Origin of the sequence: Ruminococcus sp. D54t1_190329_F1 (assembly GCF_015551645.1) — a bacterium.
GTDB classification, from domain to species: Bacteria; Bacillota; Clostridia; order Lachnospirales; family Lachnospiraceae; genus Blautia_A; species Blautia_A faecis.
The window spans coordinates 133331-147341 of sequence record NZ_JADNDC010000004.1 but is presented as its reverse complement, the minus strand read 5'-3'; the positions used below and the strand labels follow the sequence as shown (position 1 = coordinate 147341).

General features: G+C 38.0%; 22 protein-coding genes and 3 pseudogenes. 24 read left to right on the top strand and 1 reads right to left on the bottom strand.

Annotated features, from left to right (window positions below):
* Positions 1 to 139 precede the first annotated feature (139 nt).
* From I2D69_RS02955 to I2D69_RS02920, 8 genes are all read left to right on the top strand, one after another.
* Entirely contained in the window at positions 140 to 490 is a 351-nt protein-coding gene (locus tag I2D69_RS02955) for an HIRAN domain-containing protein (RefSeq protein WP_195379370.1), read from the top strand.
* A gap of 23 nt (positions 491 to 513) precedes the next feature.
* On the top strand, positions 514 to 723 hold the full coding sequence (locus I2D69_RS02950; protein ID WP_195379369.1) for a hypothetical protein: 210 nt from the start codon (positions 514 to 516) through the stop codon (positions 721 to 723).
* A 318-nt stretch (positions 724 to 1041) separates the two neighbouring features.
* Complete coding sequence (locus I2D69_RS02945) at positions 1042 to 1383, top strand: hypothetical protein (protein WP_195379368.1); 342 nt, start codon at positions 1042 to 1044, stop codon at positions 1381 to 1383.
* The gene (locus tag I2D69_RS02940; protein ID WP_173699560.1) at positions 1380 to 1664 is read left to right on the top strand and encodes a helix-turn-helix domain-containing protein; all 285 of its coding nucleotides are present in this window, start codon (positions 1380 to 1382) and stop codon (positions 1662 to 1664) included. Before I2D69_RS02945 ends, I2D69_RS02940 begins: the two co-directional genes overlap by 4 nt.
* Before the next feature lie 7 nt (positions 1665 to 1671).
* Positions 1672 to 2265 (top strand): DNA cytosine methyltransferase, encoded by a 594-nt coding sequence (locus I2D69_RS02935; protein WP_195379367.1) that lies wholly within the window; start codon positions 1672 to 1674, stop codon positions 2263 to 2265.
* 146 nt (positions 2266 to 2411) lie between these two features.
* Positions 2412 to 2984 (top strand): hypothetical protein, encoded by a 573-nt coding sequence (locus I2D69_RS02930; protein ID WP_195379366.1) that lies wholly within the window; start codon positions 2412 to 2414, stop codon positions 2982 to 2984.
* A 262-nt stretch (positions 2985 to 3246) separates the two neighbouring features.
* Complete coding sequence (locus I2D69_RS02925; RefSeq protein ID WP_118577954.1) at positions 3247 to 3462, top strand: hypothetical protein; 216 nt, start codon at positions 3247 to 3249, stop codon at positions 3460 to 3462.
* 21 nt (positions 3463 to 3483) lie between these two features.
* Positions 3484 to 3900: a hypothetical protein gene (locus I2D69_RS02920; protein WP_118568242.1), complete on the top strand. Its 417-nt coding sequence runs from the start codon at positions 3484 to 3486 to the stop codon at positions 3898 to 3900.
* A 52-nt stretch (positions 3901 to 3952) separates the two neighbouring features.
* On the opposite strand, the gene I2D69_RS02915 is transcribed toward I2D69_RS02920, so the two are convergent.
* Positions 3953 to 4468: a helix-turn-helix transcriptional regulator gene (locus tag I2D69_RS02915; protein WP_173717405.1), complete on the bottom strand. Its 516-nt coding sequence runs from the start codon at positions 4466 to 4468 to the stop codon at positions 3953 to 3955.
* Positions 4469 to 4848: 380 nt separating this feature from the next.
* On the opposite strand from I2D69_RS02915, the gene I2D69_RS02910 reads away from it, so the two are divergent.
* From I2D69_RS02910 to I2D69_RS02840, 16 genes and pseudogenes are all read left to right on the top strand, one after another.
* A complete protein-coding gene (locus I2D69_RS02910) occupies positions 4849 to 5100 on the top strand; it encodes a hypothetical protein (protein WP_148463119.1) in 252 nt (83 codons plus the stop codon).
* 293 nt (positions 5101 to 5393) lie between these two features.
* A complete protein-coding gene (locus I2D69_RS02905) occupies positions 5394 to 5609 on the top strand; it encodes a hypothetical protein (protein ID WP_118577842.1) in 216 nt (71 codons plus the stop codon).
* A gap of 20 nt (positions 5610 to 5629) precedes the next feature.
* Complete coding sequence (locus I2D69_RS02900) at positions 5630 to 6040, top strand: peptide deformylase (protein WP_117990283.1); 411 nt, start codon at positions 5630 to 5632, stop codon at positions 6038 to 6040.
* A gap of 67 nt (positions 6041 to 6107) precedes the next feature.
* On the top strand, positions 6108 to 6449 hold the full coding sequence (locus tag I2D69_RS02895; protein WP_148463118.1) for an arsenate reductase family protein: 342 nt from the start codon (positions 6108 to 6110) through the stop codon (positions 6447 to 6449).
* A gap of 99 nt (positions 6450 to 6548) precedes the next feature.
* Positions 6549 to 6816 (top strand): annotated as a pseudogene (locus I2D69_RS02890) (SDR family oxidoreductase); the annotation flags it as partial.
* Positions 6817 to 6985: 169 nt separating this feature from the next.
* Positions 6986 to 8239, top strand: a complete 1254-nt coding sequence (locus I2D69_RS02885) for an ATP-binding protein (protein WP_148463136.1) — start codon at positions 6986 to 6988, stop codon at positions 8237 to 8239.
* 135 nt (positions 8240 to 8374) lie between these two features.
* Positions 8375 to 8644: a metalloregulator ArsR/SmtB family transcription factor gene (locus tag I2D69_RS02880; RefSeq protein WP_148463117.1), complete on the top strand. Its 270-nt coding sequence runs from the start codon at positions 8375 to 8377 to the stop codon at positions 8642 to 8644.
* Positions 8645 to 8658: 14 nt separating this feature from the next.
* Positions 8659 to 8781: a hypothetical protein gene (locus I2D69_RS20415; RefSeq protein ID WP_255610486.1), complete on the top strand. Its 123-nt coding sequence runs from the start codon at positions 8659 to 8661 to the stop codon at positions 8779 to 8781.
* Positions 8730 to 9383 carry an AraC family transcriptional regulator gene (locus I2D69_RS02875; RefSeq protein WP_148463116.1) on the top strand — a complete coding sequence of 218 codons (654 nt, stop codon included), beginning with the start codon at positions 8730 to 8732 and terminating at the stop codon, positions 9381 to 9383. Before I2D69_RS20415 ends, I2D69_RS02875 begins: the two co-directional genes overlap by 52 nt.
* Before the next feature lie 89 nt (positions 9384 to 9472).
* Positions 9473 to 9682 carry a DHHA1 domain-containing protein gene (locus tag I2D69_RS02870; RefSeq protein WP_173774191.1) on the top strand — a complete coding sequence of 70 codons (210 nt, stop codon included), beginning with the start codon at positions 9473 to 9475 and terminating at the stop codon, positions 9680 to 9682.
* A 42-nt stretch (positions 9683 to 9724) separates the two neighbouring features.
* Positions 9725 to 11251: a DNA methylase gene (locus I2D69_RS02865; RefSeq protein WP_195379377.1), complete on the top strand. Its 1527-nt coding sequence runs from the start codon at positions 9725 to 9727 to the stop codon at positions 11249 to 11251.
* 15 nt (positions 11252 to 11266) lie between these two features.
* Positions 11267 to 11680, top strand: a complete 414-nt coding sequence (locus I2D69_RS02860; RefSeq protein ID WP_195379365.1) for a hypothetical protein — start codon at positions 11267 to 11269, stop codon at positions 11678 to 11680.
* Between the two features lie 291 nt (positions 11681 to 11971).
* Positions 11972 to 12259, top strand: a pseudogene (locus I2D69_RS02850) (SDR family oxidoreductase); the annotation flags it as partial.
* Between the two features lie 404 nt (positions 12260 to 12663).
* Positions 12664 to 12867: pseudogene (locus tag I2D69_RS19955) on the top strand (recombinase family protein); the annotation flags it as partial.
* Positions 12841 to 12984, top strand: coding sequence for a helix-turn-helix domain-containing protein (locus I2D69_RS20680; RefSeq protein ID WP_347708376.1), 144 nt, complete (start codon positions 12841 to 12843; stop codon positions 12982 to 12984). The pseudogene I2D69_RS19955 and the gene I2D69_RS20680, both read left to right, overlap by 27 nt.
* 225 nt (positions 12985 to 13209) lie before the next feature.
* Complete coding sequence (locus I2D69_RS02840) at positions 13210 to 13917, top strand: FadR/GntR family transcriptional regulator (RefSeq protein ID WP_173717412.1); 708 nt, start codon at positions 13210 to 13212, stop codon at positions 13915 to 13917.
* Positions 13918 to 14011 lie beyond the last annotated feature (94 nt).

Below are 14011 nucleotides of genomic sequence, written 5' to 3'. Positions count from 1 at the left end.
AAGAAAAATCCAAGGAGGACTGGCAAATGAAAGGTTATGACACAAGCAACGGATATATGGGATATGTAGAAGGCAAATACATTTTATTTGCCAGTGAGCAGGAATATTTCGAGTTTATGGAAGATTAGGAGGAAGGACAATGAGTAAGATTTATTTTACATTGACAGGAACAAACCATTATTTTGGAAAAGAATTTCTGAAAAAAGGAGCGAAGATCCGATTAGAAAAAGAACCAGACAATGAGTATGACAAGGAAGCAATTAAAGTAACTTACGAAGGTTTGGGAAAGATTGGATATGTAGCAAATAGTTCCTATACAGTGATCGGAGATTCCATGAGTGCCGGAAGAATCTATGACAAAATCGGAAAGAAAGCAAAAGCAAAAGTGGTACTTGTCACAGATCACGGAACAATCTGCAGCATCAGCAAGAAGAGTCTTCTGGATAATCAAAAGAAGGTTAAGAAAGCTGAAACAGAAGTTGAAGAATAAAGAAAGCTAAGGGAGGAAAAATCATGTTTGGGTTTGATAAGATGTTTGATTTTAACAGAGACGGGAAATTGGATAGCTGGGAACGGGCTGCACAGTTTCAATTCATGGACGAAATGATGAAGGATGATGAAAAAAGTATCCTTGATGACGACGATGAGATCGATATTTTTGCGGATGCCGGACTTGATTATGATGAGTTGGAATTTATGGATCCGGATGAGTCTGATTTTTAACAGGAGGGTTCAACTAATGAAGTCAAATATAGAAACGAAAATGAAGCTTATGGAGTGAAGACAAGCGGTACATGCAAATAAGATACAGGCACTTATGCTAATGATAACAGTGATGCAGATCCCGGAAAAAGAAAAGAACCGAAAGATATTAAAAGCTGTTCGAGTTAGTACCGCATTATTGTGGCTTCTTACATGTGTAGAAGATTTAATGTTGATGATTCGAAAAAATTATAATTGATTGGCTGAAAAATAGAGTTGACTCATCTGTTGCTATATGATTGTAATAAAAATACTAGATGAAAAAGATTGAGAGAGAAAATGAATAAAGAAGATAAGTATAGTAACAGGATGAGTTTGCCTAAAGATGGCATGACACTGGCGAAAAACGATAATATCCTGCTTAGAGCAGTATCAGAAGGTCAAAAGGATTATATGTTCCGCGTATTCAGGAAGCAGGAATATATTTTATTTTGGTCGAGGAAAATGAAGAAGTTAATATATATAAATTATGTTGGCGGAGCTATGATTTTGATGAGTCTGAGCTTCGCCGTTTTATTGTACGAAGTAGAGTATAAAAAATTAGAATCTAAGTTCAACAAAAATCAGTTTTGTGGTATAATAAATTCGTCTTTTTATGCCAAAAAGAAAGGGAACATATGAGAATAGATCTTTTTTTGAATGACAGCTATAAAATTTTGAATTTGCTATACGAAAATCAGACAGTAGTTCTAGATAAGAAAGTGGTTCCATTGACACAAAGCGAAATTGCAAATGAGCTAGGAATGTCAAAGGCGAAAGTGAATTCTCTGATTGGACAATTACAAAACGAGGAATATGTTTCACTGGCAACAAGGGGAAAGTATGTGCTTTCAGAAAAAGCAATTTTACTAATTGAAAGTATGCGTAGAACTGACACTAAACTGCTGAAAGATGAGAATTGATAAAATAATGTTTAAGAATGAAAATAGACAATTAAATTTTATAGATTTATTTGCAGGTGCCGGTGGACTATCTGAAGGATTCTTTCAAGCAGGATTTAATCCAATTGCTCACGTTGAAATGAATAAGTCAGCATCTAAGACGCTAGAAACAAGGTCGGCTTATTATTATCTAAAGAAGAATAATGAACTAGATTTATATTATCAGTATGAGCGTGGTCAGATTACTAGGGATGAATTATTTTCACATATTCCAGACGATGTGATTAAGACAGTAATCAATGCTGAGATGTCGCCAGATACCTTACCAGGGATCTTTGAACAAATAGACACCATACTTAAAGAAGATAAAGTCAGTGATGTGGATGTGATTATTGGCGGACCACCATGCCAAGCATATTCGCTTGTTGGTCGTGCACAGAGTAGTCATATGCTTACGCCAATGGAAGAAGACCCACGTAACGAATTATATAAGATGTATACGAGATTCCTCACAAAATATCAGCCCAGGATGTTTGTATTTGAAAATGTTGCGGGACTACTTACTGCACGTGGTGGAGATGTAACTGTACAGGAAACCATCCGCAAAGACCCAATGCTATAAAAAAGATCTGTAAGAAAAAGATTGTTCCTAGCCAGCGTGGAGCATCGAATGTTTATTTTCCAGTAACAAGAACAGCCATATCTATTCCACCTTGGACAAATCCAATCAATGATCTTATGGCAGAACATAGGAGAGATATTGACCTTTTGATTGAAGTGCTTGGAAGAGACGCTGGCTTGAATAAGAGCTATGAGAAGTATTTTGAAGGTAAATTCACTAGAGATGAGTTCAATGAGGCATATAACCGATTAGAGCAGAATATCAAAGACTATGTTGAACTGAAGGAAATGGAATATAATGCGATAACTCATCACCAGCAAGTGGAGTTTCAGCATGACGTCAGATATTTCAAGGCTGAAGAGGTAGCCATTAAGGATAGTCTGAAGAAGTATTTTTCCAGAGTGATAAAGCTTCATAGACTAAGAGAAGTTAAGGTTCTTCTAGGATATTCGAGGTTAGAGATGCCCGAACCAGAGGTTGATGATCAGAAACAGGTAGTCAAATTGAAATCATCCGGACCTGAAAAATGGCTACCAGCAGTAGAAATCAATGGAGAAGGCATTTTCATAGAATTTAATAGAGCAACCATGAATGAGTGGCTTACTAACAGCAGAGTGGCAGAACGTTCTAAAAAATATGAAAGCTGCTATGAGGAATCTTCAGGAACAATTCATGCAGAGGAATATAAAGACAGAATTCTCAAAATTCGAGAAATATAAAGATGCAATTCCTCATGGTGGATGTGTATTATGAAAAAGAAATTTGTTATAGTGACAATATCAACAAAAAAGCAGAATATAAATGGAGTGATCAGATGGAAGCGGCACAGAGAATTCGATTAATCCGGATAATAGAAAAGATGGAGAGAAATTCGGCATTCAGTAATAAGCTTGGTATAAAGAACACATCTGAATATTTATCAGAAAAAGAACAGAAAAAATGAAAGACACATATCAAAATGAGTTTCAGAAGGAGAAAAAAATGTTATCGTTATTATTTACAATTTGTATAATTTGGTTTGTCGGAAAATTTTTTGTTTTTGGGTTAAGAGCATCCTGGGGAATTATGAAACTACTTTGCACAGTTATTTTCTTCCCGGTGATATTGATTGGTATGGTTGTAGGTGGACTGATGTACATTGCTTTTCCATTATTGATTGTCGGTGGCATTATAGCTTTGGTGACGTCACATTCATAATGAATCAGGAGGAGAAAACGAATGGGATATGATATTGAAAAAGAAAAGAGAGAAGCAATTGAAGCTGGGCGCAGAGCTTTGAACAGTCTTCAGGCAGCAAAAGAAAATTTAAACAGTGCAAAGAACTGGGGCCTGGTAGATATGTTTGGCGGCGGCTTTTTCACTACGATGTTAAAACATTCTAAAATGGATCAGGCCAAACGGAATATGGAACAGGCAAAGTATGATCTTCGTAATTTCAGCAGGGAATTAAATGATGTAAATATGGTATGTAACTTGAATATCGATACTGGAGATTTTCTTTCTTTTGCGGATTATTTCTTTGATGGCTTTGTTGTGGACTGGGTGGTCCAGGATCGAATCAATAATGCAAAAAGACAGGTAGAAGAAGCTATTCGAAGAACAGAAAGTATCGTCAATCAATTACAGCGTATGTAAAGGAAAAGGCAATGAGTCAGAAATGGTTCATTGCCTTTCGTCGAGTTATGGCTTATTTTAATTTTTCTTTTTCGGCATTTAAGAGCTCAAGATTAAGCCCCTGTTCTCCGGCTGTCTTATCTACCCAAAGATTCAAAGAGTCTATGGCTAAAGAAATTTCATCAAGTTTTTTACTAATATAAGCAAAATCTTTCATTTCATCATCGCTGATCTTACCGTCACGGGCAATCTGGATCAGACGACCGGTAAGAGGATTGATTTCATTCAGACTGGCAATTGTCTCCAAAATGATATTTGACAGATCGGTCACTTCTACTTCTGGAACATAACGATGGCCGATTTCGCATTTGTGAGAGCAATAATAATTGCAAAGATCTGGTCTTTTATAGGCATCTGCCATTTGGAGGATATCATAAGGCGTAGGTTCTTGTGTTTCATATTCAAATTTTTCAATTTTTGAATCAGAGACAGCATCCATTTTTTCACTGGCCTCTGCTCTTGTAAGTCCTGCCGCTTCTCGGTAAAGCTGGTAAATTGTTTTGTTTTCCCTGGTGGATTGTTTACCCATGAGAATTTCCTCCCCGTATATCGCCAAACATGCAGAGCATCTATGTTCCAGGCTGCATGCTGAGCGTGTATTTCTTATATGAATTTTATTATACATAAATTATGAACTAACAACAAGTAATAGACTTTGTAAAATTATCATTTTAGGGTTTATATCAAAGAATGCTCAAGGAAGTTTAGCCGGTTGGTTGTCGGGATTTTTGTACAGCCATTTATTGTAAGATGATAACATCAAAAAAGGAGAAAAATCCAAGGAGGACTGGCAAATGAAAGGTTATGACACAAGCAACGGATATATGGGATATGTAGAAGGCAAATACATTTTATTTGCCAGTGAGCAAGAGTATTTCGAGTTTATGGAAGATTAAGGGAGGAAAAATCATGTTTGGATTTGATAAGATGTTTGATTTTAACAGAGACGGGAAATTGGATAGTTGGGAACGTGCTGCACAGTTTCAGTTCATGGACGAAATGATGAAGGATGATGAAAAAAGTATCTTTGATGACGACGATGAGATCGATACTTTTGCGGATGCAGGGCTGGATTATGATGAGTTGGAATTTATGGATCCGGATGAAAGAAGAGAAGTTTTGGAAGATGCAGGACTGGATCCGGATGAGTTTGATTTTTGAAACTGAATGATATAGTTTAGAATAGCTGAGGCTGATTAGGGTCTCGGCTATTTGCTTTGGCTGATGGGAAGAAACAAGGAAAGCAACAAAATACGGAAAGTTATTTATGACAATTTATTACATGTAAGGTATAATAATGAACAAGAGGTTTAAATTGTACCTCTTGTCTATTTTATATGGATTTTATAACGATGGCAATGTAAGGATGGCTGTAACGGAAGATGAAGTGGTGGAAAGTCGGAAAAGGTATGTAGAATACTGATTCTTAATATTATCTCAAGAGGAATTAAAGTATGATGTATACAGTAAAACGAATCGATGAAGACCTGGATTTTGGTTGTGAAGAACGACTGGATGATGCACCAGTCATGGCACTAGTGACTCTTGTGGATTCTTCTGGAAAAGAAGTGACAGTAAAAGCAGAGGATGCCAAGCTCTATGAGCGTAATATCAATGAAGGAGACAAAGTTTGTCTCGATGTAAATAATAAATTGGAAAAAGCAGAATGAAAGCTACAGGGAGAAAGTAAATGGTAAAGCAAATTGTAAGAGACGTTTTCTTTTTAGGCCAACCATCCGAACCGGCCACGAAAGCAGATATCCAAGTTGGAAAAGACCTGCAGGATACGCTGCAGGCGAACCGGGAGCGTTGTGTGGGTATGGCGGCAAACATGATTGGTGTAAAGAAGAATATCATCATTGTAAATATGGGCTTCATAGATGTTGTGATGTTCAATCCGGTGATTGTTTCAAAACGTGACATGTATGAGACAGAAGAAGGCTGTTTATCCTTAGATGGTGTTCGTAAGACGACCCGGTACCAGGAAATAGAAGTAGAGTATTATGATTTCAACTGGAAAAAACAGCGGCAGAAGCTGTCCGGATGGACGGCTCAGATCTGCCAGCATGAAATTGATCATTTGTCTGGAAAGATAATATAACTGAATGCGGACCTGGAATGTCCGCTTTACAAAATGATACATATGGCGATGGACAAGGAGAAATAATTTGAATATACAGATTTTTGGAACAAAGAAGTGTAATGATACAAAGAAAGCAGAACGTTTCTTTAAAGAACGTGGGATTAAGTTTCAGTTTATTGATATGAAAGAAAAGGGCATGAGTAAGGGCGAATTTAATTCGGTTGCCCAGGCAAATGGTGGACTGGAAAATATGATCAACTGGGAGGGCAAGGATAAGGATCTGCTTGCGCTTATTAAATACATTGCAGAGGAAGATAAATTTGAGAAGGTACTGGAAAACCCGCAGGTGATTAAAACACCGGTGGTTCGTAATGGAAAACAATCCACTCTTGGATATCAGCCGGATATCTGGAAAGCGTGGAAGTAAGAGATCGGAGGATAGGCAGCTAATGGAAGAATGTAGATTTCATATTGGTGATGTAGTCCAGCATTTTAAACGGGAAAATGTAAATTTGGAAACAGCAGAGTATTTGTATCGGTTACGGCACCATTTTATCTGGCAAAACTATTTCAGCCATATTTCTCTGAAGGAGCTGCCATTGTTAATATTTCATCTTCCCGTGACCGTATGAGTCAGCCGCAAACAGAAAGTTACACTGCAGCAGCCGGTTCATCGTGTCGGAAATCCTATGGATATTGCCAATATGGTATTGTTCCTTTGCTCTGAAAAAGCAGGCTTTATCACAGGTGAAAACATTTGTATTGACGGTGGTATGACAAAACAAATGATTTAGTAGTCGATTTTGACACTGCAATCAAAAAAATGAAAAGATATTTATCTTATATTACATAAAAATGTGCGGATACACATAAGATGGGAATAGATATTGAAGCTCAGATTGTTCTATGATAGAATATTATTACTAAAAAGTGTGTAAAAGCACGGAATTGAGGAATATAATGATAGAAATTAAAAGAGATGCTTATCTACAGCAGTTGACCATGCGAAAAGATAATGGAATGATAAAGGTGATTACCGGTATTCGTAGATGCGGCAAATCTTTTTTGCTGTTTAATATTTTCAAGAGATATTTACAGGAGAATGGTGTTGCTGCCGATCATATTATTGAGATTGCCTTGGATGGTATTGAGAATGAGGAATTAAGAGATCCCAAGGTGTGCTTTAAGTACATCAAAGATGCCATGAAGGATGATGATAAGTATTATCTTCTTCTGGATGAAGTACAGTTCATGCCACGATTTGAGGAAGTGCTGAATAGCCTGCTCCGCATGAGCAACATTGATGTGTATGTCACCGGAAGCAATTCTAAGTTCTTGTCCAGCGACATTGTGACCGAGTTTCGTGGCAGAGGTGATGAGATCAGAATCTATCCCCTCTCTTTTGCAGAGTTTTATTCTGTCTATAAAGGTGATTACGACGATGCATGGGATGACTACATGACCTATGGAGGATTGCCGCAGGTCGTAGGTTTACAGAGCGAACGACAGAAGGCAGATTACCTGAAAAATATCTTTGCAAATGTTTATCTGAAGGACGTAATTGAAAGAAACAAGATCCAAAATGTGGATGAAATTGGCATTCTGGTTGATGTGCTTGCATCTGCAATCGGTGCACTGACCAACCCTTCAAAGATTGCTAATACCTTTGCCAGTGAGCGTCAGATGAGTTATACAAACAAAACGATTTCCAATCATATCGACTATTTGGCAGATGCGTTTTTGATTTCTAAAGCAAGCCGATACGATATTAAGGGCAGAAAGTATATCGGTGCAAATATGAAATACTACTTTACCGATCTGGGTCTGAGAAATGCCCGTTTGAATTTCAGGCAACAGGAGCCTACTCATATCATGGAGAACATTGTTTATAACGAGCTACTGATTCGTGGCTACAATGTTGATGTGGGTGTTGTGCAGATCTTTGATAAAGATAAAGAGGGCAAGCGTGTACGTAAGCAGTTGGAAGTTGATTTTGTAGTTAACCAAGGCAATCAGAGATACTACATCCAGGTTGCTTATGACATGACTTCAGAAGAAAAGCAGACTCAGGAGTTCAATTCTCTGCGTAATATCCCGGACTCTTTCAAGAAGGTTGTTATTGTAAATGGCAGCAAAAAGCCTTGGAGAAATGATGAGGGATTTGTCATCATGGGAATGAAGTATTTCCTTTTGGACGCAGATAGTTTAGAGTTTTGACATTGGATATAGATAAATTAAATCGGAAGTCATGGAGATAGTTTTATTATGATTTTGTGCTTTTTAGGACATTGACAAGCATCTATGCGTATGGTAATTTGATGTATAGATGATTATCTATGTGAGGCGGCGAAAATGGAAGCAAAGGATATGATACTAATATGTAAAGCATTATCAGATACAAATAGACTGGAGATTGTTCAGATGCTGTCAGACGGAGAAAAATGCGGATGTAAGATTCTGGATAAATTCAATATCACGCAGCCTACTTTATCACATCACATGAAAATATTGGTTAACTGTGGGATTGTAAATGACCGTAAGGAAGGCAAGTGGCATTATTATTCTCTGAACAAAAAAGTAATAAGAGCGGCAAGTTCATTTGTTGAAGCTTTGGGAAGGTAGGAAATGAAAGAAGAATGCAAAAGGCAGAATACCGTTATTATGAAATTTCTCAGGATCTTCCTGTTATGGCATTAAGTGGTAAAAAATGGGAATATTTATTTGTGGATGTGGAAGAAATTTTAAAAGAGGTTTTGTAAATGTTCCAGAAAAATATATTTATGTTGAACAGAATCTATCGAAGAAAATAAGTGTTTTGGAGAATGCTGGAAGTACGAAGGCTGCGGCACTTATGCAGATGATAATAGAAGAAATACAGCTGAGACAAGCAAATTATAGATATACTGTTTCAACGCTTGCGTTTAATCTTGTGCTGTTTTTTGATCGTTTAGATAATGAAAACATAAAGTTTCAGAATAATTCCCGGGAAACTTCAGATTATACACGTAAAATTATAAGTTATATAGAATTACATTATATGGAGGACATCGGGGGAAAGGATTTTGCAAGGGCATGTAATCTGAGTGAGACACATATGCGGAGGATCTTTATAGAGTCTGCTAATATTACACCATCAGAATATCTAAATCTGGTTCGGATTAAGAAGGCCTGTGAAATGCTCGCAAAAGAAAAATGTTCCATAGAAAAAGTGTCTAATTCTGTAGGATACCCGGTGATATCTACATTTATGCGTAATTTTAAGAAAATAACGGGAATTTCACCAAATGCATGGCGGAGAAAAGCGTTGGAGAATCCGGAAAATGTGGCAGCCTACCAAGTATCAGTGTTTAAGGGGTGGTAAAATATATAGGGTGCCACCAGGAACAGTAAAAAAACAGTTGCCAAAAGGACAAACAGTCACAATCCCTGTATTTTCAGCTAGGTTTTACCATGTATGAGGAAGAAGAAAACCGCTGGCGGTGTTCCTTCCGATCTGATGGAAAATGGATTAATGTAAATGAACTTTTGCAGGCATTTTGCGGAGGTGGACATGCTGCGGCAGCAGGCGTGCGTAAGCGTACAAATGACGTAGATAAATTCAGGCCGGAAATACTTGAGCGGATTGTTATGATGAGAAAGATTTCCGGTCAGAATAAATAAGAATTAGAAACGGAACACAGGAGAATCGGGAGATGTAGAATGATGGAAAAGAAAAGAACCTATATTGCAATCGATCTTAAGTCATTCTATGCGTCTGTGGAATGTAAAGAACGAAATCGGGATCCTTTGACGACCAATCTTGTGGTTGCAGATAAAAGCAGAACAGAGAAAACGATCTGTCTTGCGGTATCTCCAGCCTTAAAGTGTTATGGGATCCCCGGAAGGGCTCGTTTATTTGAGGTTGTTCAAAAAGTAAAAGAAGCCAACAGTGCCCGCAGGTGGAAAGCACCGAACAGAACATTTATTGGTTCCTCTGATGACAGTGCAGAATTAAATAGTAATCCTGCACTGGAGATTGATTATATTGTTGCTCCTCCCCGGATGGCTCTCTATCTGGAATACAGCACCAGAATTTACAGCATTTATCTGAAATATATTGCGCCGGAAGATATTTTCCCGTATTCGATTGACGAAGTATTTATTGATGTAACGGATTATCTGCATACTTATAATATGACAGCAAGAGAACTTGCAATGGCCATGATACAGGATGTGCTGAAAACGACAGGTATAACGGCAACTGCAGGAATCGGAACAAATATGTATTTGTGCAAGATTGCGATGGATATTGTGGCGAAGCATATTAAAGCAGATAAAGATGGTGTACGAATTGCGGAATTGGATGAAATGTCATACCGAAGGAAACTCTGGAGTCACAGACCACTTACGGATTTCTGGAGAGTAGGGAAGGGATATGCAAAGAAGCTGGAAGAATACGGGCTTTATACAATGGGTGATATTGCAAGATGTTCCATCGGAAAAGAGAATGAGTTATACAACGAAGATCTGCTATATAAACTGTTTGGCGTTAATGCAGAGCTGTTGATCGATCATGCCTGGGGGTATGAACCCTGTACCATGGAAATGGTTAAGGCCTACAAACCGGAAATGAACAGTGTTTGCGCCGGACAAGTACTTCATTGTCCTTATGATTTTGAAAAAGCAAAACTGGTCGTAAAAGAGATGACGGATCAGATGGTTTTGGATTTGGTGGATAAGAAGCTTGTAACGGACCAGATCGTGTTGACAGTTGGTTATGATATTGAGAATCTGAACAATGCCGACAGGAAAAAGCAGTATCATGGAGAGGTTACGATCGACCGTTATGGAAGAAAAATCCCGAAGCACGCACATGGAACGACTAATCTGAAACGGCAGACTTCCTCAACCAAGATGATAACTGATGCAGTAATAGAGCTATATGACAGGATCGTTGACAGAAACCTGCTTGTCAGAAGAATCAATATCACAGCAAACAGGCTTGTGGATGAAAGTTCTGTAAAGAAAGAAGAAGCGTATGAGCAGCTGGATCTTTTTACGGATTATGAGGCGCAAAGGAAAAAGCAGGAAGAGGAAGAGGCTGCACTGAATCGTGAAAAACGTATGCAGGAAGCGATGCTCAGTATCAAAAAGAAATTTGGAAAAAATGCTGTACTGAAGGGGATGAATCTTCAGGAAGGTGCAACCGCCAGGGACAGAAATGAACAGATTGGCGGTCATAAGGCGTAAAGGAGTTGAAAGAGGATGAAAAATAATTCTTATGACGATATCATCAATTTACCGCATCCGGTCTCTAAGAATCATCCGCAAATGCCACTTCAGGATCGAGCAGCGCAATTTGCTCCTTTTGCAGCTTTGACCGGACATGATGTTGCGATAAAGGAAACAGCAAGATTAACCGATGAACGATTGGAACTGAGCGAGGAAGTGATTGCTCAGCTGAACGAAAAAATCAACATAATCAGAAATAATATCGGTATAGAACAGAATGTATCGATAACTTATTTTATTCCCGATGCAAAAAAAAACGGTGGATCCTATGTTATGTGCTCTGGTGTTGTAAAAAAGGTAGACGAATACGAGCGTGCTATAATCATGACGGATCAAACGGTCATTCCAATCGAACAGATAAGTGATATTAAATGTGAAGAGTGGTAAATTTGAGAAAAGATACAAAGAAGTTAGAATGTTTTTAAGGAAAAGCTGGAGGTGATGTGCCATGGCTTCATTTGATCAGAAGCTCCGTACGTTATCCGAAAATGATGATTGCCTGAACTAAACATCCAAAATATAGCTATGAAGGAGTCGAGATTCACGATATAACTGATTGGTTGTTACGGAGAAATCAAAGCTGATGGAGGATAATCGTTATGATCAGAAAGATGCAGAACCCAGATATTAATAGAATTGCTGACATATGGTTAAAGACAAATTTAAAAGCACATGATTTTATTCCTGAGCAATATTGGACAAGTACGAGTCAATTCAATCTCTCCGGGATGGATAGATACTGACTTTATCGAATATACAAGAGCAGATGCAGTGCAGCAGCCGGTTCATCGTGTCGGAAATCCTATGGATATTATCAATATGGTACTGTTTCTTTGCTCTGAAAAAGCAGGCTTTATCACAGGTGAAAATATCTGTATTGACGGTGGCATGACAAAACAAATGATTTACCATGGTGATTGTGGTTGGAGGCTTGACATGTCGCTTGATATGAAGAGTAAAAAATAGAATAGGAAGGAAAATGTACGAAAAGGAATACTGATGATTTTGTGAGGATCCCTTTTTTTAACGGCGACCACTTATGATCCTGGAATGTATATTCTGGTACTTTCAGTAATCTGTACTTTCCTAGAGCTTTGAAAACGAAATCTAATATTTTCAAAACTTCAATAAATAAACACAATTATCAATACAATACTCTTCATAAAAAATAAAATAGGATATTTTAATGGGAGATGAGCAGAATGATGGACAACTAGGGCTTTCTGTGAACTTTGTTCACAACAATACCTCGCGGAACGTTACCAGTGAACAGTAGCTATTAAGAACAGAGGCTTCATGACAGGATGTTAAAATTATGGTATTTTATAAGATATTAGAGTAGAATATTATTGAAAGTTGATGCCTTGAGTAAATATTATTCTGATGAGCAACTTAACCAGGTAATAAATGTAAAATCTAAAAACCGCATTACAATTGGATATTGTCGCATTTCCAATCATAAACAAAAAGATGATCTGGAACGGCAGATTGATAATGTTAGAATATATCTTCAGGCAAAAGGACAGCCATTTGAGATAATAAGTGATATCGGTTCCGGGATTAATTACAAGGAAAACAAGCTTCAGTATGCTGGTGCATCAAGATTTGCTTATAACTGGGTTTTGGCCAGCGAAGAAGAGAACTATGAAAAAGGTGGCAGATTCATTTCAGATCCAGAACTCAGAAAGTAAAGAAATTAGAAAAACAGAAACGCAGATTACAGCGTAGTCTCTCTCGTTCTTACGAGAAAAATAAGAAAGGGGTAAGTTACTGTAAAACAAATAATGTAATCAAAAAGGAAAAACTTTTATTGAAACGAAATAACAGATTAACAAACATCCGTAAAAATTATTTGAAGAAGGAATGAAACATAGAGGTTTATGACTTTTTATAAGTTTTCAGTAACGGAATGGATTATGTTTAGAGAAATTGGGAATGAGCGGGCTTTCGATGGGATTTTAAATCAGATTATAGAGAACATTCAGAATGGCAGTCTCAAAGCGGGAGCTGCCCTTCCGGCGGAGCGGACAATGGCGGAGACCATGGGAGTGTCCAGACCGGCAGTCAGAGAAGTTTTGAGAGCACTGGAACTGCTGGGAATAGTTAAGCCAGTGCCGGGAGGCGGGAATTATATTACAGAGGATCTGGATACCTGGCTAATCGGCCCCTTATCCATACTTTTTAAATTAAATAATGGATATCTGCGCCAGAATCAGCAATTTCGTGCGGCACTGGAAAGAGAATCAGCAATTCTTGCAGCGAGGAAGTGCACACCGCTGAACGCAGCAGAATTATGGATGATTCTTGCACGGCTGGACGCCGCAGAAGATGAAAAGATACGGGGTAAACTGGATCGCGAACTTCACCAGAAGATTGCAAAGATCGCAGATAACCCGATGATTTACAGTGTCCTTGCGGCAGCGGATCAGCTTACGGAGAATATTGTTTCCGGGACGAGAGACTACATTATGAAAAAGAATAATTCTGCCAGAGAGGTTGATGACCAGCATCATCGGCTTGTTGAGGCAATCATCAACGGAGATGCAGAACAGGCGGAACGATGTATGTCCGAACATATGGATACGATTGAACGTTATATGGAAGAAATGCAAAAAAAATCCTAAGAAATTTTGGGCATTTTTACAGAGTTAATTGATATGACCTCTATTGTGTTTTGGTAATACCAGTGATATAATTAAAATGCAAATTGGTAATACC